The 20,884-nt window shown below is 34.9% G+C and carries 14 protein-coding genes; 8 read left to right on the forward strand and 6 right to left on the reverse strand.

Going from position 1 to position 20,884, the window contains the following annotated elements; genetic code table 11:
• Entirely contained in the window at nt 1-903 is a 903-nt protein-coding gene (pfkB, locus tag ANASTE_RS07410) for a 1-phosphofructokinase (RefSeq protein ID WP_039945335.1), read from the forward strand.
• A 15-nt stretch (nt 904-918) separates the two neighbouring features.
• Nucleotides 919-2,808 (forward strand): PTS fructose transporter subunit IIABC, encoded by a 1,890-nt coding sequence (locus tag ANASTE_RS07415; protein ID WP_007050373.1) that lies wholly within the window; start codon nt 919-921, stop codon nt 2,806-2,808.
• A gap of 176 nt (nt 2,809-2,984) precedes the next feature.
• On the opposite strand, the gene ANASTE_RS07420 is transcribed toward ANASTE_RS07415, so the two are convergent.
• Entirely contained in the window at nt 2,985-3,668 is a 684-nt protein-coding gene (locus ANASTE_RS07420) for a metallophosphoesterase family protein (RefSeq protein WP_039945338.1), read from the reverse strand.
• A 117-nt stretch (nt 3,669-3,785) separates the two neighbouring features.
• Between ANASTE_RS07420 and ANASTE_RS07425 the strand changes: the two genes are divergently transcribed.
• Entirely contained in the window at nt 3,786-4,673 is an 888-nt protein-coding gene (locus ANASTE_RS07425) for a DMT family transporter (protein WP_007050376.1), read from the forward strand.
• A gap of 310 nt (nt 4,674-4,983) precedes the next feature.
• Here ANASTE_RS07425 and ANASTE_RS07430 read toward each other — a convergent pair whose 3' ends face one another.
• From ANASTE_RS07430 to rpoB, 5 genes are all read right to left on the reverse strand, one after another.
• Nucleotides 4,984-5,460: a DUF4352 domain-containing protein gene (locus ANASTE_RS07430; RefSeq protein ID WP_007050378.1), complete on the reverse strand. Its 477-nt coding sequence runs from the start codon at nt 5,458-5,460 to the stop codon at nt 4,984-4,986.
• A gap of 161 nt (nt 5,461-5,621) precedes the next feature.
• On the reverse strand, nt 5,622-6,101 hold the full coding sequence (locus ANASTE_RS07435; protein WP_052294605.1) for an ACT domain-containing protein: 480 nt from the start codon (nt 6,099-6,101) through the stop codon (nt 5,622-5,624).
• A gap of 13 nt (nt 6,102-6,114) precedes the next feature.
• Nucleotides 6,115-7,356, reverse strand: a complete 1,242-nt coding sequence (locus ANASTE_RS07440; RefSeq protein ID WP_007050380.1) for a homoserine dehydrogenase — start codon at nt 7,354-7,356, stop codon at nt 6,115-6,117.
• A gap of 86 nt (nt 7,357-7,442) precedes the next feature.
• Nucleotides 7,443-11,099, reverse strand: a complete 3,657-nt coding sequence (gene rpoC / locus ANASTE_RS07445) for a DNA-directed RNA polymerase subunit beta' (RefSeq protein WP_039945745.1) — start codon at nt 11,097-11,099, stop codon at nt 7,443-7,445.
• Between the two features lie 93 nt (nt 11,100-11,192).
• A complete protein-coding gene (gene rpoB / locus ANASTE_RS07450; protein WP_007050382.1) occupies nt 11,193-14,927 on the reverse strand; it encodes a DNA-directed RNA polymerase subunit beta in 3,735 nt (1,244 codons plus the stop codon).
• Between the two features lie 432 nt (nt 14,928-15,359).
• On the opposite strand from rpoB, the gene radA reads away from it, so the two are divergent.
• From radA to ANASTE_RS07475, 5 genes are all read left to right on the forward strand, one after another.
• Nucleotides 15,360-16,730, forward strand: coding sequence for a DNA repair protein RadA (gene radA / locus ANASTE_RS07455; protein WP_039945342.1), 1,371 nt, complete (start codon nt 15,360-15,362; stop codon nt 16,728-16,730).
• A gap of 143 nt (nt 16,731-16,873) precedes the next feature.
• Nucleotides 16,874-17,989 (forward strand): PIN/TRAM domain-containing protein, encoded by a 1,116-nt coding sequence (locus ANASTE_RS07460; RefSeq protein ID WP_039945345.1) that lies wholly within the window; start codon nt 16,874-16,876, stop codon nt 17,987-17,989.
• 9 nt (nt 17,990-17,998) lie between these two features.
• Nucleotides 17,999-18,913: a ribonuclease HIII gene (gene rnhC, locus ANASTE_RS07465; protein ID WP_007050385.1), complete on the forward strand. Its 915-nt coding sequence runs from the start codon at nt 17,999-18,001 to the stop codon at nt 18,911-18,913.
• A gap of 149 nt (nt 18,914-19,062) precedes the next feature.
• Complete coding sequence (locus ANASTE_RS07470; protein ID WP_007050386.1) at nt 19,063-20,031, forward strand: helix-turn-helix transcriptional regulator; 969 nt, start codon at nt 19,063-19,065, stop codon at nt 20,029-20,031.
• 279 nt (nt 20,032-20,310) lie between these two features.
• Nucleotides 20,311-20,877 (forward strand): sugar O-acetyltransferase, encoded by a 567-nt coding sequence (locus ANASTE_RS07475; RefSeq protein WP_039945347.1) that lies wholly within the window; start codon nt 20,311-20,313, stop codon nt 20,875-20,877.
• The last annotated feature ends 7 nt before the right edge of the window (nt 20,878-20,884 follow it).

Below are 20,884 nucleotides of genomic sequence, written 5' to 3' on the forward strand. Positions count from 1 at the left end.
ATGATATACACCGTAACGTTTAACCCTGCACTGGATTATGTAATGCTTCTGAATAAATTCGAAAGCGGAGGAGTCAACCGCTCAAAGGAAGAATTCCTAAACCCGGGCGGAAAGGGTATAAATGTTTCAATGATGCTTACAGAGCTTGAAGTTGATAACACCGCTCTAGGATATGTAGCGGGTTTCACGGGAGAAGAACTGGTAAACAAGCTAAAAAAAAGAAATATTAAAACCGACTTTATAACTCTTAAAGAAGGTAACACAAGAATAAACGTCAAAGTTAAAGCAGATATAGAAAGCGAAATAAATGCAGGGGGACCTGATATAACTAATGAAGATATAAATTTACTGATGAGTAAATTGGATAAGCTTTCGGATGAGGATATTTTAGTCCTTGCGGGAAGTATCCCAAGTTCGGTGGATAACGACATTTACGAACAGATAATGAAAAGACTCAATGATAAAAAAGTAAATATCGCGGTTGATGCAACCAATGAACTGTTATTAAATGTATTAAAATATTCGCCGTTTCTTATAAAACCAAATCATCATGAACTGGGGGAATTATTCGATGTTAGCTTAAAGACGGAAGAGGACATAATCACATATGCCAAAAAACTTCAGGAAATGGGAGCGAGAAATATTTTGGTTTCCATGGCAGGCGACGGAGCGATACTCTTAACGGAAAATGGAGAAATATTAAAAAGTAATTCTCCAAAGGGAAAAGTAATAAATTCCGTAGGTGCGGGAGACTCCATGGTCGCAGGATTTTTGGCGGGGTATCTTAAAAACAAAGACTACACCGAAGCTTTAAAGCTCGGTATAGCTTCAGGCAGTGCAAGTGCTTTCAGCGAAGGTATAGCTACCAAAAAAGATGTAGATACTTTACTAAAGCAATTATAAAAAAAGGAGATTAAAATGAAAATTATTGATTTACTTAAAAGGGAAGGAATTTCATTAAATCCCGATGTAAAAGACAAATCGGGAGCTATAGACTTCTTGGTAGATTTGATGGATAAAAGCGGAAGATTATCCGATAAAAAAGAATACAAAAAGGGAGTTTTGGAAAGAGAAGCTCAGGGTACAACAGGTATCGGGGAAGGAGTTGCCATTCCTCATTCCAAAAATAAAGCGGTAAAAGAAGCGGGACTCAGTGCAATGGTCATCAAAAACGGTTTGGATTTTGAGTCATTAGACGCTCAGCCTGCATACCTATTCTTTATGATAGCCGCTCCCGACGGAGAAAACAACGTCCATTTGGAAGTATTAAGCAGATTATCCACACTTCTTATGGACGAAAATTTCAGACAGGATTTAATTGATTCAAAAGATAAAGATGAATTTTTAGCGATGATAGATAAAGCAGAAAAAGAAAAATTCAAAGAAGAAAAGGCTGAGGAAAAAGCAGAAGCCGACAAGGAAGATGACGGATACTTTGACGTCCTTGCAGTTACAGCCTGCCCAACGGGAATCGCCCATACTTACATGGCTGCGGAAGTTATGGAGAAAAAAGCAAAAGAAATGGGTATTAAATTCAAAGTCGAAACAGACGGTTCGGGCGGAGTTAAAAATAAACTTACAAAAGATGAAATAGAACATGCTAAATGTATTATCGTTGCGGCAGACAGAGAAGTTGAAATGGCTAGATTCAACGGTAAAAAAGTCATTCAAACAAAAGTTGCCAACGGTATAAACAAAGCGGAAGAATTGCTTACTGACGCAATTAACAAAAAAGCACCTATATATGAAGGCGGCGGAGAAGTAGTCGATGATGACGGCGCAAAAGAAAGTATAGGACGTCAAATTTATAAACACCTTATGAATGGAGTGTCTCATATGCTGCCATTCGTAATCGGCGGAGGTATATTGATTGCTCTTGCATTCCTATTTGATGATGCCAGTCTGGGTGCTAAGACATTCGGTTCAAATACACCATTTGCAGCTTTCCTAAAAACTATCGGTGACACCGCATTCGGCTTTATGTTACCTATCCTTGCGGGATACATTGCAATGAGTATCGGCGACAGACCCGCACTAGTTACGGGTTTTGTGGGAGGAGCGATAGCAAACAGCGGCGGATCCGGATTTTTGGGAGCTCTTCTTGCAGGTTTTATCGCAGGATATTTAATGGTATTTTTAAAGAAATTATTCTCAAAATTGCCAAACAGTTTGGAAGGTATGAAGCCTGTACTGATATATCCATTACTCGGAGTACTTCTCATCGGTGCCATAATGACATTCCTTGTAAATCCTCCGGTATCGATTCTAAACACTTCCTTAACTAACGGATTGAATGCAATGGGAGAATCATCTAAAGTCGTACTTGGAATAGTTCTGGGTGCGATGATGTCCATCGACATGGGAGGTCCTTTCAATAAAGCAGCATATGTATTCGGAACGGCTTCACTTACAACAGGAAACTACGATATAATGGCAGCGGTTATGATTGGAGGAATGGTTCCTCCTCTTGCAATCGCACTTTGTGCCACATTCTTCAAAAATAGATTTTCAAAAGATGAAAGAGGTTCAGCCCTTACAAATTATATTATGGGAGCTTCATTCATCACGGAAGGTGCTATACCATTCGCAGCAGCGGATCCTCTAAGAGTGATACCATCATGTGCCATTGGTGCCGGTATAGCAGGCGGACTTTCAATGCTATTCGGTTGTACTCTAAGAGCTCCTCACGGAGGACTTTGGGTAACGGCGATAATCGGAAATCCATTATATTACTTGGCTGCTCTTGCAGTAGGTTCATTAATTGGAATGGCATTATTAGCCATACTAAAAAAACCTATTCATGATTAATAAAACCCTTTTAAAAAAAGTCCGATCTTACCCGTCGGGCTTTTTTTCTTTATATAAAAAAGGCGGGCACTTCACCTGCAAAGCAGACTCCGCGCCCTTAGTTTTTACTTTATATTAACTTTAAGGCTTAACCTCGAGGCGCGGAATCTCACGAAGTGAGGCGTAGTGCCTCGAGATCATACTATCCTAATTATCCTTTGATATAAACAGCTATGTTTATCATCAATATCAATATCTTCATGAAAGTGTCCAAAGAAATGCTTTTTATAATCACACATATCCTCCACATCTTCCAGATACTTATTTAATTTATACTCGTCCTTAACAGCCTTTTTAAAAATATCTCTGTTTATGTGATATGGCGCTGTGTGACTTATTATATAATCTACCTTAAAATCATTTAATTTTAAATTTTTAAGTCCTTCATCATATTCTTTTTTGCTTGGCATTTCTTCACTCCACCAAGTCCTGCCGGGATCTCTGATACTCTTATCAATAGAATTGCCTCCGCCAAAAGTAAAGAACTTTTTACCTTCAATATTAAATACTTGTCCCCTCATAAGATGAATTACACTGTCTTTGATAAACTGCACCTTGCCTCCGTGCCATTCTTTTATTTTATAATTTTTAAGTAGAGTATAATTCTCATGGTTCCCGTCAACCCAAAGCGTTGTAAAATTCTTATTTTCCAGCTTATTTAAATAATAATTGTCGCCTCTCCCGTTTCCCCAAACACCTCCGAAATCTCCGCATATAATTACATAATCATCTTTAGTTAATTTTTTCTGTTCCATAAAAGCATCGTCATCAAGCTTATGGATATCAATTGGAATATGAGTATCTCCCGTTACATAAATCATAATCATCACCTAAAATAATTATAGCATAATTTATAAAATAACATCACAATATAATATATGTAAAGATAAAATTTGATGATATAATAAGTCGTAATATAATTTCAGAAAGAGGACACAATGAAAGAAAAGACAATAATATCGGATAGAAATAAGGGTGTATTTTTTATAATACTTTCCGCATTCTGCTTTGCTTTAATGAATGTATTTGTAAGGATGGCGGGTGATCTGCCCTTTATACAAAAAAGTTTCTTTAGAAATTTTGTAGCTTTCTTCTTTGCTTTGATATTAATGAAAAAGCAGGGAATAAAAATATCTATGCCTAAAGGAAGTAAACTTGATTTGGTCTTACGAGCTACATTCGGTACCATAGGTATATTCTGCAACTTCTATGCGATAGACCATATGCTAGTTAGTGACGCTTCAATGTTAAATAAATTATCTCCGTTTTTCGTAATAATATTTTCTTATTTTATATTGAGTGAAAAAATAAAACCCTTTCAGGGATTATGTGTATTCATTGCTTTCATCGGAACATTATTTGTCATAAAGCCCGGATTTACGGGAATACCTATTTTCCCTGCATTAATAGGTATTATGGGAGGTATGTGTGCCGGTATAGCATACACTTATGTTAGGAAGCTTGGAACAAAAGGAGTCAAAGGACCTTTTATAGTGTTCTTCTTCTCTATGTTTTCCTGTTTGGTATCTCTGCCATTCTTGATACTGGAATTTACATCAATGAGTCCATATCAAATATTAATACTGCTCTTAACTGGCTTAGCTGCTTCGGGAGGACAGTTCTTTATAACTGCTGCATATACTCATGCTCCTGCGAGGGAAATATCAATATACGATTATTCTCAGATAATATTTGCTACGATTTTATCCTTTGTATTACTCGGACAAATTCCTGATTTATACAGTTTTATCGGATATATAATAATATGTATTGCTTCGGTGATAATGTTTTTATATAACAATAATAAAATATTAAGTAATAAATAGATTATTTATAAAGAGTATGTATTCATATCTTTTTATGGGATTTCTTTCTAAAAAGTATGGACATTTATTACGAAATAATATAAAATATATTTGTACACTTGACAAATATAAATGTTTTTCTCAAAATAAAAACACCCCAAAGGCTTATAACAACACTGTTATAAGCCTTTAATCATAAACATTACTTTATATGATACGAATATAAATTTAAATAAACAAAACATTATCTTAATTTTTATTTAGTATATTTTATACTCACAAATAATATAAAATATGATTACTATAAAAAAAGACCATTATTGGTCTTTTTTTAATTCAACACAAAGTGAAAAGCTGATTCATCGCTTGTAAAAATATTACCGTAATAATGAAGTTTTAAGCCTTTATCTTTCTTTGGTTCTTCAAATACAATCGTACCTTTAGCACTTCCGCCGGCTTTTAAGTCTCCGCTTCCTAAAGCTGTATCGGTTGCTTCTATGGAAAGAGTTTCATTTTCTACTTTACCTTTAGAATTTTCCATTCTCCAGTCTAAAGAATTAAAATCTATCGTCTCTTCAGATTTATTTTCGATCTTTAAAGTTACAATTACGTATTCATGACCTTTCTTCGGTTTATCAAAATCACTTCCTTTTGATTTTTTAACTTTAGTCACAGTATAATTTACACCTTCATATGTAGCAGTTTCACCTACTTTAAAACTTGTCTTTTGCGGTTCTTCATCTCCGCAGCCGGTTAAAAAGCATAACCCCATTAATAAAACTAATACTACCGATAATAATTTTTTCATAATCTCCCTCCTGTTAATAAATTTATGCTCATAATATCGGTTGATACAACAACGTTACAAACGTTATCATATCTTGCTTAATCTTATTACATAGGATATTTACGATTTAGTCCAGTAAAATTTAAACAAAAAAAGACCAAATGGTCTTTTTAAGTTATGTATTATTCTACTTCGAATTCTTTATAAATTTGTTTTAAGGCTTCTTTAGCTTTATCTTTTTCAATTACGCAAGAAATCTTGACTTCACTTGTTGATATCATTTGAATATTTACGCCTTTTTCATAAAGTGCTTTAAATACTCTGCTCGCTACCTGTGTACTGGCAACCATACCTGAGCCGATAACAGAAAGTTTTGCTACGCCCTTATCGTAAAGGACTTTAGTAGCTCCTACTTCAATTGCAAAGTCACTTGTAATTTTAAATGCTTTTTCAAATTCATCCGTAGGTACAGTAAATGTTATATCATTTACTTGGCTTCTGTTTACATTTTGGGTAATACTTTCGATTTTGATACCTTCGTTTGCGATACTGCTGAACAAATTAAAAGCAATACCCGGCTTATCCGGTACTTCCATTACTGAAATTTTAGCAATATCTTCATCAATCGTTATTGCTTTGATTAAACTATCTTCTTTTCTCATCCTCATTACCTTCCTATAATATATTATCTATTATCCTTGCATAGAATACATCTTCGGTTACATGTGATAATCTATCACATAATGTACTCATAAATTCTCCCGTCAATTCATCAGTTATCAAGAAGACTTTTCCGTCTTCATATGATAGATTGACATTTTCGATGTTTCTATAAACTATATCGATTGTCTTTGCAAATTCAACTTCATCTTTTATTGAAACTCTAAGGTAGAATTTATTTTTATATCTTTCTATTCCGCAGCTTTTATATTCATTTTCGAATTTTAAATGAGTATAATCATGAACAGATTTGGTCAAAACTTTTATTACATCAGCTACCACGGCATTTGCGGTGGCTTCTTTACCCGCACCTCTGCCCAAAAATGATAACTGACCTATAATGTTTCCGTTTATACTAACTACATTATATTCATCATTTACATTGCTTGTAACGGAGTCTTTTCCGATAAGCACAGGAGTTACACTGGCTCCGAATGTATTATCATCATATAGTTCACTTTCAGCCATATACTTAAATACATAACCGAAGTCATCTGCAGCTTGTATATCCGATAGCGTAATATTTCTTACCGTTCTGGTATATATATCATCATTATCTATGTAAGCACCATAACAAAGTGATGAAAGAATCGTTAGCTTTCTTGAAATATCAAAACCGTCTACATCGGCTGTAGGATCGGCTTCCGCAAAACCCATATCCTGAGCAACTTTTAATACTTCGTCAAAATCAAGCTCTTCTTTTGTCATTTTGGATAAAATAAAATTTGTGGTCCCGTTAAGTATACCTTGTACTTTATTTATCTTATTTATTTTAATGGTATCTATAATAGATTCTATAATAGGAATACCCCCGCCTACGGAAGCTTCAAACAAAATCGTAACGCCGTTTTCTTTTGCAAGACCCAAAAGTTCTTCCATATGCTTAGATATGATTTCTTTATTTGCAGTAACGACATTCTTCTTAAGTTGTAATGCTTTTTTTATAGCGGGATATTCTTGCTCGTAACTTCCCATTACGGCAATTATAAGAGATATCTCATCGTCATTTAAAATATCATCAGGATTATCCGTTAATAATTCACCGGGTATTCCTTCCCTTTTTCTGGATGCATCTCTAACTAAAATTTTCTTTATCTTATAATTATTTTCTTCAAAAAAGTTTCCTTTTCTTTCATTGATTATTTCATATACGCCTGTTCCGACTGTACCGCAACCTAATAATCCAATTTTAGACATATGTTTTCTCCTATCTTAAGCATTTATATATGTACTAAAATCTACGACTCATAAGAATCGTAGATTTTAATTTATATTTTTATTTCCTATTCATTTTCGCTGTTAAGCTCAAGGTCGTTTAAATCTTCATTATCAAGATTATCATCGTCTTCGATATCATGAACGGTCAAACCTTCTTCTTCCAAAGAATTTTCTATTTGACTTTCATTTAGCTCATCTAAGATTTCTTTTAAAAGATCATCATCGTCTTTATTCTTTACAAGTTCAAGGTCGTATTTCTTTATACCTGTACCTGCAGGAATAAGTTTACCTAAAATGATATTTTCTTTCAAACCAAGTAATGGGTCAACTTTACCTTGAATAGCAGCATCGGTAAGAACTTTTGTAGTTTCCTGGAATGATGCGGCTGAAAGGAATGAGGATGTTGAAAGTGAAGCCTTTGTGATACCAAGTAACTTCCTGTTACCTGTAGCTTCTTCTTTACCTTCTTCTTTTGCTTTTTCGTTTGCATTTTCAAATTCAAAATAATCAACACTTGTTCCCGGAAGTAAATCGGTTTCGCCCGCATCGGTCACTTCATATTTTCTAAGCATTTGTCTGATTATTATTTCAACGTGCTTATCTGAAATATGAACACCTTGGTATCTATATACTTTTTGTACTTCGGTCAAGATATATTTTTGAACTCCGTCAACACCTTTTATTCTAAGAAGATCTTCAGGGTAAATACTACCTTCGGTGATTTCATCACCGGCTTCAACTTTATCCCCTTGTCTTACTTTTATTCTTGAACCGTAAGGGATATCATAATCGAATACTTCACCGTTTTCATTGTTCATAACGATAACTTTGCTATGTCCGTCTTCTTCGGTAACTTCGATAACACCGTCAATATCAGAAATGATTGCTTGACCTTTAGGTCTTCTGGCTTCAAATAATTCTTCGATTCTTGGAAGACCCTGAGTAATATCTTCCGCAGATGCGACACCGCCTGTATGGAACGTACGCATAGTAAGCTGAGTACCGGGTTCACCGATAGACTGAGCGGCAATGGTACCGACAGCTTCACCGACGCTTACTGTCTTCATGCTGGTCAAATCCACACCATAGCATTTAGCACAAACTCCGACTTTACTCTTACAGTTGAATACCGCTCTGATGCTTACTTTTTCTATACCCGCATCTACTATTTCCTTAGCTTTATCAGGAGTGATAAGTTCATTTCTTGAAACGATAACTTCTCCTGTACTTGGATTAACGACATCATCGAATGCATATCTGCCGTTGATTCTTTCTTCCAATTCTTCGATAACATCGTTGCCTACTTTTATAGCAGTAACATCATAGCCTTGATCCGTACCGCAGTCATCTTCTTTTACGATTTGATCCTGACTTACATCAACAAGTCTTCTTGTCAAGTAACCCGAATCGGCAGTTCTAAGAGCAGTATCCGCAAGACCTTTTCTCGCACCGTGAGAAGAGATAAAGAATTCCAAAACATCTAAGCCTTCACGGAAGTTAGAACGTATAGGAAGTTCGATGATATCTCCGTTAGGAGAAGCCATAAGCCCTCTCATACCGGCAAGCTGTCTGATCTGGTTCCTACTACCTCTGGCACCTGAATCAGCCATCATGTTGATTGGATTGAATGGGTCAAGGTGGTCAAGAAGCGCATTAGTTACTAAGTTAGTCGTATCATTCCAAATATCGATAACTTCTCTTTTTCTTTCGGCTTCTGTAATCATACCTCTTTTATATTTCTTCAAGACTTTATCTACTTTTACATCAGCTTCTTCAAGCAACTGAGGTTTTACATCAGGTACTTCCATATCTGAAATACTTACCGTAACGGCAGCCTTAGTAGAATAAGTAAAGCCCATTTTCTTAATATCATCAAGTACCATTGACGTTTTTGCAGCACCGTGTCTTGTGAAACATTTATAAACGATTTCGGATAAAACACCTTTGTCAACTACTTTATCTATTTCAAGTTTGAACATATCAGCAGGAGTTTCTCTTACCACAAATCCTAGATCCTGAGGGATGATTTGGTTAAACAAGAATCTTCCTACAGTCGATTCAACTATTTTAACATGTTCTTTTCCGTCAATAACTTTTTTAACTCTTACTTTAACTTTTGCATGAAGTTCAACTTCTTTATTGTAATAAGCCATTTCCAGTTCCGGAATTGAAGCGAATGCTTTTCCTTCACCTTTTTGGTTTTCTTTTACAATAGTTAAGTAATAAGACCCAAGGATCATATCCTGTGTAGGAGAAACTACAGGAGAACCGTCCTGAGGTTTTAAAATATTATATGCGGCAAGCATTAAAAATCTTGCTTCCGCTTGTGCTTCAACACTCAACGGTACGTGAACAGCCATTTGGTCACCGTCAAAGTCGGCATTGAAAGCTGTACAAACAAGAGGATGAAGTTTAATAGCTCTTCCTTCAACCAAAATCGGTTCGAATGCTTGGATACCTAATCTATGAAGTGTAGGGGCACGGTTAAGTAAAACCGGATGGTCTTTGATTACATCATCAAGTACATCCCAAACTTCAGGACTTTGTCTCTCTACCATTCTTTTAGCTGATTTTATATTTAGAGAATGTTTTCTCTTAACAAGTTCTCTCATAATGAAAGGCTTGAATAGTTCGATAGCCATTTCCTTAGGAAGACCGCATTGATACATCTTAAGTTCGGGACCTACAACAATAACGGAACGTCCTGAGTAGTCGACTCTCTTACCTAGTAAGTTTTGTCTGAATCTACCTTGCTTACCTTTAAGCATATCTGATAATGAACGAAGCGGTCTGTTTCCCGGACCGGTAACAGGTCTGCCCCTTCTGCCGTTATCTATCAGTGCATCAACAGCTTCCTGAAGCATCCTCTTTTCATTTTGAACAATAATATCCGGTGCATTAAGTTCAAGAAGTCTCTTAAGTCTGTTATTTCTGTTTATAACTCTTCTGTATAAGTCATTCAAGTCACTTGTAGCATATCTTCCGCCGTCAAGCATGACCATAGGTCTTAGTTCAGGAGGAATAACAGGAACTACTTCTAGAACCATATCCTGAGGATTATTATTGGAATTTCTAAAGTCTTCTACTATTTTAAGCTTCTTTATTGCTTTTGTTTTCTTTTGTCTCGTAGTTTCCGTAGCAATAATCTGTTTTAATTCCTGACTTTCCTTTTCAAGGTCAACTTGACCAAGTAAGTCTTGAATTGCTTCTGCGCCTATTTTTGCAGTAAATTCACTTCCGTAAATCTGTCTGTATTCTTTATATTCATTTTCGGTTAAAACCGTTTTTTCATCCAAAGGAGTATTTCCCGGATCGGTTACCACATATGCAGCAAAATAAATAATTCTTTCAAGTTCTTTAGGTGACATCTCAAGAAGAAGACCTATTCTGCTTGGGATACCTTTAAAGTACCAAATGTGAGTAACGGGAGCAGCTAAAGCAATATGTCCCATTCTTTCTCTTCTTACTTTTGACTTTGTAAGTTCGACCCCGCACCTGTCACAAATTACACCTTTATATCTGATTTGTTTATATTTACCGCAGTAACATTCATAATCTTTAGTCGGGCCGAAAATCTTTTCGCAGAACAATCCGTCTTTTTCAGGTTTCGAAGTTCTGTAGTTGATAGTCTCAGGCTTTTTTACTTCGCCGTAAGACCAATCAAGAATTTTTTCTTTTGATGCTAAACCAATTTGTATTGATTTAAAATCAATATCGCCCATATTTGTTTTTTCTTTTTTATTATCTATATTTACATCATTAAATTCTTTCAAGGAATTTACCTCCCACTTATATTTTCCCTTTAATAGCTTAGATTACATAAATTCTTCATCTTCATCATCTGAAGAAGATGAACTTAATATATCACTATCAAGGAAATCTAAATCTTCGCTTTCAATGTCCCCGTCATCTTCAAGAATATCAACTTCGCTGATTTCTTCAAATTCGATATCATCTAGTTCTTCCACAAATTCACCGTCTGCACTTGCTTCTACTTGTTCTAAATCTTCTACCAAGTCTTCATCTTCGTCATCTTTGATATCGATGATTTCATTTCTTTCACCGAGAACATTTACGTCTAAGCATAAGCTTTGGAATTCTTTGATAAGAACTTTAAATGATTCAGGAACACCTGCTTTTGGGATATTTTCTCCTTTAATGATAGATTCGTAAGTCTTAACTCTTCCGGAAACATCATCACTCTTAACAGTAAGGATTTCCTGTAATGTATGAGCAGCACCGTATGCTTCAAGAGCCCAAACTTCCATTTCTCCGAATCTCTGTCCACCCATTTGAGCTTTACCGCCAAGCGGCTGCTGTGTAACGAGTGAGTAGGGACCGGTTGCTCTGGCATGCATCTTTTCATCAACGATATGATGCAGTCTTAACATATACATATATCCAACGGTTACCCTGTTATCAAAAGGTTCACCTGTTCTTCCGTCATAAAGCTGGATCTTACCGTCAGCTGAGTAGCCTGACTGCTCAAGAAGTTCCATTATATCCTCTTCTTTTGCTCCGTCGAATACCGGAGTTGCTATTTCGATACCGAGAGCTTTACAAGCAAGTCCCAAATGGACTTCCAGTACCTGTCCAATGTTCATACGGGAAGGAACCCCCATTGGAGAAAGTAATATTTCAAGCGGAGTTCCATCAGGTAAGAATGGCATATCTTCTTCAGGAACAACTCTACTGATTACCCCTTTGTTACCATGACGTCCCGCCATTTTATCACCGACTTGAATTTTTCTCTTTATCGCAATATAAACTCTTACAAGTTTATTTACATTAGGTTTTAATTCATCGCCGTTTTCTTTTGTATATACTTTTACATCTACAACGACACCTTTTTCCCCATGTGGGACTTTAAGTGATGTGTCTCTTACCTCTCTGGCTTTTTCACCGAAGATCGCACGAAGTAATTTTTCTTCCGCAGTCGGGTCGCTTTCTCCTTTAGGAGTAACTTTACCCACAAGGATATCGTCTGATTTTACTTCAGCACCTACTCTTATGACACCTCTTTCATCAAGGTTTCTGAGTGCATCTTCACCTACGTTTGGAATATCTCTTGTTATTTCTTCGCTACCAAGCTTTGTTTCTTTGGCTTCGCAGTCGAATTCTTCGATATGAATCGAAGTAAGAGCATCTTCTTTTACAAGCTTTTCATTTATGATGATAGCATCTTCGTAGTTATAACCTTCCCAAGTCATAAATCCGATCAAAATGTTTCTACCTAATGATAAGTCACCGTTTTCCGTAGAAGGACCGTCGGCGATTACTTCGCCTTTTTTGATCCTGTCACCGAGTTTTACTATCGGGATTTGATTTATACAAGTATTTTGGTTTGTTCTTTTATATTTAAGTAATTTGTATTTTACATTTTGTTTAGTAGCATCATCCGTAATAATGATTTCAGTTGCGGTAACTCTCTTAACCACACCGTCAACTTCACTTACTACACAAACGCCGCTGTCTTTCGCAGCTCTGTGTTCTATACCTGTAGCTACCATAGGAGCCTGAGGTTTAAGTAACGGAACAGCCTGACGCTGCATGTTCGCACCCATAAGAGCTCTGTTGGCATCGTCATTTTCAAGGAAAGGTATCATACTGGTAGCAACGGAAACGACCTGCTTAGGAGATATATCCATGTAATCTACTTTATCTTTTTCAACAGTTACGAAATCTCTTTCAAATCCTGCTCTACCCGTAACCTTTGAATGTTCAAAAGAACCGTTTTCCATTAAAGGTTCATTCGCCTGAGCTATAGTGTATTTACCTTCTTCATCTGCAGGGATATAATCTATATCACCTGTTACAGCACCGTCTTTTACTCTCCTGTACGGAGTTTCGATAAAACCATACTTATTGACTCTGGAGAAAGTTGCAAGAGAACCGATAAGTCCGATATTAGGACCTTCCGGAGTTTCTATAGGGCAAACTCTTCCGTAATGAGAATGATGAACGTCTCTGACTTCAAATCCGGCTCTGTCTCTCGAAAGACCACCTGGACCTAAAGCTGAATATCTTCTCTTATGTGTAAGCTCACCAAGAGGGTTTGTTTGATCCATAAACTGTGATAACTGAGATGAACCGAAAAATTCTTTTAAAGCAGCATTCACCGGTTTTACGTTTACTAGACTTGAAGGTGTAACTTCTTCAGGGTCGAATGAAATCATTCTTTCTTTTACAGTTCTCTCTAATCTTGAAAGACCGATTCTGAATTGATTTTGTAAAAGTTCACCTACGGAACGAATCCTTCTGTTACCTAAATGGTCGATATCATCCAAAGTTCCGATACCATGATCAAAACCAAGATTATAACTTATTGAAGCATAAATATCTTCAACCGTAATATGTTTAGGAAGAAGTTCGCTCATTCTGTCTTTGATTTGTTCTTTTTTCTCTTCATTTGAAAGGTCAGTGTCTAAAATTTCGCTTAATACTCTGAAGTTTACCATTTCATCGATATTTAAATCACTTACATCAAAAGGCAATTCGTATTTATTTATGTCAACAACACCGTTACCGATTATTTTAAAGCCTCTGTCTTCCGATACTTTAACTTCGACAGTATTGATTCCACAGTTTTGGATTTCCCATGCAGTTTTTTCATCAATTATTTCATCTTTACTTACTAAGATTTCTCCGGTTAAAGGATTTACTATATCTTTGAATGCATACTGGCCAGTAATTCTTGTAGAGAGAGCTAGTTTTTTGTTAAGTTTAAATCTACCAACCATCATAAGGTCGTATCTTCTTTGGTCGAAAAACATCGGAATGAATAAACCTTTAGCTGAATCAACGCTTTCAGGTTCGCCCGGTCTGAGTTTTTTATAAATTTCAATAAGACCTTCATCCACACTTGAAGAAGAATCTTTCTCAAATGTAGTCATAAGCCTTTTTTCTTCACCGAAGAAGTTTATTATTTCTTCATTTGTTCCAAGTCCCAATGCTCTGATTAAAACCGTAATCGGAACTTTTTTCGTCCTGTCTACTCTAGCGTACAGACAGTCACTTGCGTCCGTTTCATATTCCAGCCAAGCCCCTCTGTTAGGGATGATTTGTCCATTGTATAATTCTTTACCATACTTATCTCTTTCAACTGAGAAATATGCTCCGGGTGAACGAATAAGTTGGCTTACAATAACTCTTTCAGCACCATTGATGATGAATGTACCGGTTCTGGTCATTAAAGGAAAATCAGCCATGAATACATGCTGTTCTCTAACGTCTTTGATTTCACCATCTTCTTTTACTACAAGTCTAACTTTAACTTTCAAAGAAGCAGAATAATTCGTCTTTCTTTCTTTACACTCTTCAACATCGTATTTTGGAGTATCATCTAATATATAATCAACGAATTCAAGTATTAAATTCTCACTTGGGTCGCTGATAGGAAATACATCTAAAAACGCCTCTCTAAGACCTTCCTCTATAAACCATTTATATGAGTCTGTCTGAATAGAAATTAAATTCGGCATTTCCATTACATCTTTGATTTTAGAAAAACTCATTCTTTCTCTTCTACCAATTTTCTCTGGATGAATCACTGTACCACTCTCCTTAATTTAAACATGAAAAACACAGCAAAATCATCTTATTTTAAAATAAAAGATTCAAGCAATTTGCTGTTGTTTCCTCCGTCCTAAACTGCATAAAATCAATACAAATTTTAGGCTTGTTTTGTATTTTCAGTAATTTAATATTTTAGCAAAAGAACTATAATAAGTCAAGGGTAACAACTAAAAAATATTAAATATTTCCAATTTTTTTGCCCTTTTTATCGCCCTTTTACAATAAATCATCTTTTTTTATTTTACCATAAATTTATGCATAATTTTATATTATTTTGTAAGTAGATAATATTTTAAATATGTAGTTGTTTTTTAATATCTTTTTATGAAAATTTTTTCTTATATGTTATAATCTTTTTCAGGATAATAATGATTTTATATAAAAAAATTAGCAAAGAGGATAGAATTTTGGCAAAAGATAAAAAAATATTTGTATGCAGCGAATGCGGATACGAAAGCCCCAAATACTGGGGAAAATGCCCGGACTGCGGGAATTGGAACACGTTCAGCGAATTTTCCAAAAAAGAACTGGATCTGGTTAACTCTAAAAGCAGTGTATTCACTCCCAAAGTCACCAATTTAAAAGACGTAGATACAAAAGAAGATATGAGATTTACGACATCCATCAGCGAACTGGATAATGTTCTGGGAGGCGGGATAGTAGCATCAAGTTTGGTACTTGTCGGAGGAGAACCGGGGATAGGAAAATCCACACTTTTAATGCAGACAGCTCATAATGTATCTATGATCGGAAAAAGAGTCTTATATGCATCCAGTGAAGAAAGCCTTTCACAATTAAAATTGAGACTGGACAGGCTGGACTTAAAAGGAAGCGATATCCTTGTTTTATCAAATACGGATATAGAACAAATAATAGAAAGTGCGAAAGAAAATAAAGCGGATTTATTAATAATAGATTCGATTCAAACCGTAAGGAGTGCAAATATACCTAGTGCACCCGGAACAATAACACAGGTAAGAGAATGTACAAATTTACTTATGAACTTTGCAAAGGCAACAAATACCAGTGTATTTATAGTAGGGCATATAACAAAACAAGGAACAATAGCGGGACCTAAAACCATTGAACATATGGTAGATACCGTAATGTATTTTGAAAGCGAATCCAATTCAAGCTTAAGAATATTAAGACTAAGTAAAAACAGATTTGGCTCCAGCGAAGAAATCGGAGTATTCGAGATGACAAGAAAAGGTCTTGAATGCGTAACAAATCCGTCGAAGTTGTTACTTGAAGACAGAGAAAACAGGAGCTACGGAAGCGTTATCTGCTCAATAATGGAAGGTAACAGAAGTGTATTGATAGAGATACAAGCTCTTGCAATGATGTCCTCTTTTCAAGTACCGAGAAGGGTATCCACCGGATTTGAATACAACAGGTTTGTTCAAATATTAGCGGTAATAGAAAAAATGACCAATGTAAAAATTCATTCTACAGATGTTTATCTGAATGTCGTAGGGGGAGTGAGAGTAAAAGAAACCGCAAGTGATTTGGCGGTTGCATGCGCGGTCATATCCTCTATGCTTAAAAAAGAAATACCTATCAATACAATAATCATAGGAGAAGTAGGTCTTTGCGGAGAAATAAGAAAGATAAACAATATTTTCAAAAGGATAAAAGAAGCTAATTCCCTTGGGTTTAAAAAAGCGATCATCCCAAGAAATTCCTTAGACGAGCATGAAGATATTTCAAATTTAAATATAGAAATAATAGAAATCAGCACCCTTAAAGAATGTGTCTTCAAATTATTCAATAATTAGACTATTAACAAAAAAGGTTAAAGTTCTTTTCATAAAACTTTAACCTTTTTTCTATTTACATTTACATTTATTTCTTATACAATTAGTGTAAGGTAGTATATACCTTAGCGATGATAGAAAATTTAATAGAAGGAGGTGTAAAGATGAAAAAAGCACTTTATGCATTGATTTTTGTATTGGGTGCAATTGTTGGAACGCAGTTAGGCAGCTGGCTGATAGATAGCGGACACTTATATCAAAGGCTTGGAATAAATATCACATCAGCATTTGGCAAAGGTACAATTTATGTATTAGCAGCTATTTTATTCGGTTTTATTTTTATTATTTTTATTCCATTTTTTGCTAAAGCATTCAGACGTATTTTTGCTCAGATAAGCAGAGAAATAAACAATACTACATTTACTCAAATCGGGCTTGTAATAGGCTCGTTGATACTTGCACTTATATTATCTGCTTTATTATGTCTTCCTTTCCAAAACATGAACTTACCGGGGTGGATAGTAAGCATTATAACTATCGTAATATATGCAGTATGTATATATGTATTCGTATCTATAGCTTCATATAAGGCACCGGATGCGGAAAGATTTTTCAGAGGGCTCAATCCTTTTGAAAACGAAACATTCAAACAAAAACAAACAAAGAAACATCCCAAAGTTCCCATAGGTGTCGCAAAAATTTTGGATACCAGCGTAATAATAGACGGAAGGATTTTGGACATATTAAAAACCGGTTTCATAGACGGACCTATAATATTACCTAACTTTGTATTATTTGAACTTCAGCAGATCGCGGATTCTGCCGACAGCGTCAAAAGAAGCAGAGGGCGAAGAGGACTTGATATATTAAATCAAATCCAAAAAGAACTTCCAATAGAAGTAGTAAATTTGGATAAAGATTATCCGGATATAACCGAAGTAGATACAAAATTATTAAAACTAGCAATAGATATCGACGCAAAAGTAGTTACCAATGATTATAACCTAAACAAAATAGCAGAATTTCAAGGCGTTGAAGTTCTTAACACAAACGAACTTTCAAATGCAGTAAAAACAGTCGTTCTCCCGGGAGAAGAACTATTTGTCAAAGTCATAAAAGAAGGTAAAGAAAATTCGCAGGGAATTGCTTATCTTGAAGACGGAACGATGATAGTTGTGGAAGAAGGCAGAAGCAGAATAGGTGAAGAACTTAATACAGTCGTAACAAGTGTGCTTCAAACTGCAGCAGGAAGAATGATATTCGTAAAACCGGTAGCGTAAGGAAATAGGATGAATAAGACACCAGAGGATTTATATCTGAGAATAAAAAATTCAAATGAGCTTGTATCTTACAGCGTAAGTGATTTTAAAAAGATAGCTTACGGGTTACAATTTTACATAGATAGTAATATCATAAGGATTTACTCCAGTAAGAAAAAAGGAATAACTTTGGACACTTCTCAGAGTAAAAGCGATGAGTTAAATTTAATATTAAATAATATATATGATATTTTTCAGGGGAACAGTTTAAGTTCCTCCGATTTTGATGCAGAAAAAAATCAGTTATATCCAATCATGAACCCGCCTCTTCTCGGAAGCGACGAAGTTGGCAAAGGTGACTTTTATGCTCCAATTATCGTAGGAAGCGTATATTTAGAAAAAAATGAGTATGATATATTAAAAACTCTGGGAGTAAGAGACTCGAAAGACTTAAGTGATGACAGAATAATAAAGCTTGCGTCAGAAATAAAAAAAGTTACAAACAACTATTCGATACTGAGAATAGGACAAAGTAAGTATAACGAGTTATATAAAAAAATAGGAAATATAAATGCAATTTTAGCATGGGCTCATGTAACTAATATTAAAAATGTTTATAAAAAACAGCATTTTAAAAAAGCCTTGGTGGATAAATTCGGAAGAGAAGAACAAATTCGAAACGGTCTTAAGGAGCTAAATCTGGAAATGATATTTAAACCAAAGGCCGAACAAAATATAGCCGTTGCGGCGGCAAGTATTTTAGCGAGAGATGCACTTCTCACTACGATAAAAAACATGAATAAACATTATGATTTCGATTTTCCTTTAGGAGCAAACAGCATTGTTATTACAAAAGGAAAAGAATTTGTTAAAAAATTCGGAGAAGAAGAATTAAATAACGTCTGTAAAATGCACTTTAAAACCGTACAAAATATTTTAAATTAAGGACTGTTCTCGGTCCTTTTTTAATATTTAAAATTATATATTGAAATATTAAATACTTTTTAAGATATATAAAAGCAATTAAAATCAAGAATTATACTCTATAATTTTTTATAATAAATATAGAGTGATTGAGATGAGGTAATAAAAATATGTATGAATGGAGAAAACAAATTCAAATAATCGTTGACGAAATCGATAAGTGTATAAAAAATTATAATGACGAAGCACTGACATTACGTGCACTTTCAAAAAAGCTTGGTTACTCGCAGTTTCATACAACAAGAAAATTCAAAGAAATTTCGGGAATGCAACTAAGAGATTATTTGAGGAGTAGAAAATTAGCATTTGCACTAAAAGAAATCAGAGACAGCAAAAAGACTATTTTAGACATTGCTTTTGATTATGGGTTTTCATCCAATGAAGCTTTTACAAGGGCTTTTAAAAATGCATATGGTGTAACACCAAGCGAATATAGGAAAAATCCTAAACCGATAATACTTCGTACAAAAATAAATCCTTTCGACCGCTACTTTTTAGGATTTGGAGAAATTGGAATGATAAAATCTACAGATGACATTAAAATTTATTTTGTAACTATCCCCGCACACAAGTTTTTGCATATTAAAAACTATGAAAGCAACGGATATTGGGATTTCTGGCAGAAACAAAACCTTATTCCGGGGCAGGACTATGAAACGATTTGCGGATTACTGGACAGCATTAAAGGGAAATTGGATGATAACGGAGGAAGTGAAGCAAACAGCGGAAGCGGTCAGATAATGGCTTACATCAATGACCCAAACGGCAGATTATGCAACTGGGGTTTTCCTCGTACAGAATGTTATGGCGTTCGACTTCCTATTGATTTTAACGGTGAAACCCCTCCTCAGATGTTGATGATCGATGTTCCGAAAGCCAAGTATATAGTTTTTGAACACGGACCATTCGATTATGAACAGGAAAATAGGAGTGTAGAAGTAAAAATCGAAAAAGCAATGGCAGATTTTGATTTTTCTGACACCGATTACTTATTTGATACTTCTCCTGGCAGAATAATTTACTTCTATTTTGACCCCAAAAAGCATTTCAAGTATATCAGACCGGTGAAAAGAAAATAAATAATATTTATAAAACCAAAAAAGTATACAAGAAATTTATAATTTTTATTGAATATGGTTAATATTAAATCAGTATAAACCAAACTTTAAAATTTAAAAATAAAAAAAACGGTCAATATTTTTATATTGACCTTTAAATATATTTATCTTAAAAGCCGTTTTAATAATATAAACCCAGCATAAGGACACATGACTTTAAATATAAACATACTTTATTTAATGACATCCGCCAAATAAAGAGTTATAATCAATATATAATTCTTTATGAAAGAGATCGATATGAAAAGAAATTTAAGTGAATTTGATAAGATGATAAACGAAATTGAATATAAACAAAACCAAGAGTTAATGGACTTACTTTTGGAGAATAAGAAGTTTATGGATGAGTATAACGATCTTGGCACTACAGATATTAAGACAAGAAAAAAGTTATTGAAAATCATGCTGGGATACATACATGAAAGCGTGGATATACTTCCTCCCTTTATTTGTGACTACGGAAAAAATATCACTATTGATGAACATTCATTCATAAATCACAACTGCACCATACTGGCGGAAGCAAATGTAATAATCGGCAAATATGTCAGAATAGCTCCCAATGTTTCTATATACACCGTTGGACACGCAGAAAACCCATTAAAGAGAAAAGAAGGATATTCATACGCAAAAAAAGTAATAATCGAAGATAATGTATGGATTGGAGGTAATGTAATCATACTTCCCGGAGTAACCATAGGTGAAAATTCAATCATCGGTGCCGGAAGCGTTATAAATAAAAGCATACCTAAAAACGTGGTTGCCGCAGGAAATCCATGTAAAATAATTAAAGAAATAGAAGAGTAAATAAAAA

The sequence above is a fragment of the Anaerofustis stercorihominis DSM 17244 genome, assembly GCF_000154825.1.
Lineage (GTDB): Bacteria > Bacillota > Clostridia > Eubacteriales > Anaerofustaceae > Anaerofustis > Anaerofustis stercorihominis.

Coding starts and splice junctions, on each gene's coding strand:
- pfkB (WP_039945335.1), top strand. CDS start 1: ATGATATACACCGTAACGTTTAACCCTGCACTGGATTATGTAATGCTT.
- ANASTE_RS07415 (WP_007050373.1), top strand. CDS start 919: ATGAAAATTATTGATTTACTTAAAAGGGAAGGAATTTCATTAAATCCC.
- ANASTE_RS07420 (WP_039945338.1), bottom strand. CDS start 3,668: ATGATTTATGTAACGGGAGATACTCATATTCCAATTGATATCCATAAG.
- ANASTE_RS07425 (WP_007050376.1), top strand. CDS start 3,786: ATGAAAGAAAAGACAATAATATCGGATAGAAATAAGGGTGTATTTTTT.
- ANASTE_RS07430 (WP_007050378.1), bottom strand. CDS start 5,460: ATGAAAAAATTATTATCGGTAGTATTAGTTTTATTAATGGGGTTATGC.
- ANASTE_RS07435 (WP_052294605.1), bottom strand. CDS start 6,101: ATGAGAAAAGAAGATAGTTTAATCAAAGCAATAACGATTGATGAAGAT.
- ANASTE_RS07440 (WP_007050380.1), bottom strand. CDS start 7,356: ATGTCTAAAATTGGATTATTAGGTTGCGGTACAGTCGGAACAGGCGTA.
- rpoC (WP_039945745.1), bottom strand. CDS start 11,099: ATGGGCGATATTGATTTTAAATCAATACAAATTGGTTTAGCATCAAAA.
- ANASTE_RS07460 (WP_039945345.1), top strand. CDS start 16,874: ATGAAAAAAGCACTTTATGCATTGATTTTTGTATTGGGTGCAATTGTT.
- rnhC (WP_007050385.1), top strand. CDS start 17,999: ATGAATAAGACACCAGAGGATTTATATCTGAGAATAAAAAATTCAAAT.
- ANASTE_RS07470 (WP_007050386.1), top strand. CDS start 19,063: ATGTATGAATGGAGAAAACAAATTCAAATAATCGTTGACGAAATCGAT.
- ANASTE_RS07475 (WP_039945347.1), top strand. CDS start 20,311: ATGAAAAGAAATTTAAGTGAATTTGATAAGATGATAAACGAAATTGAA.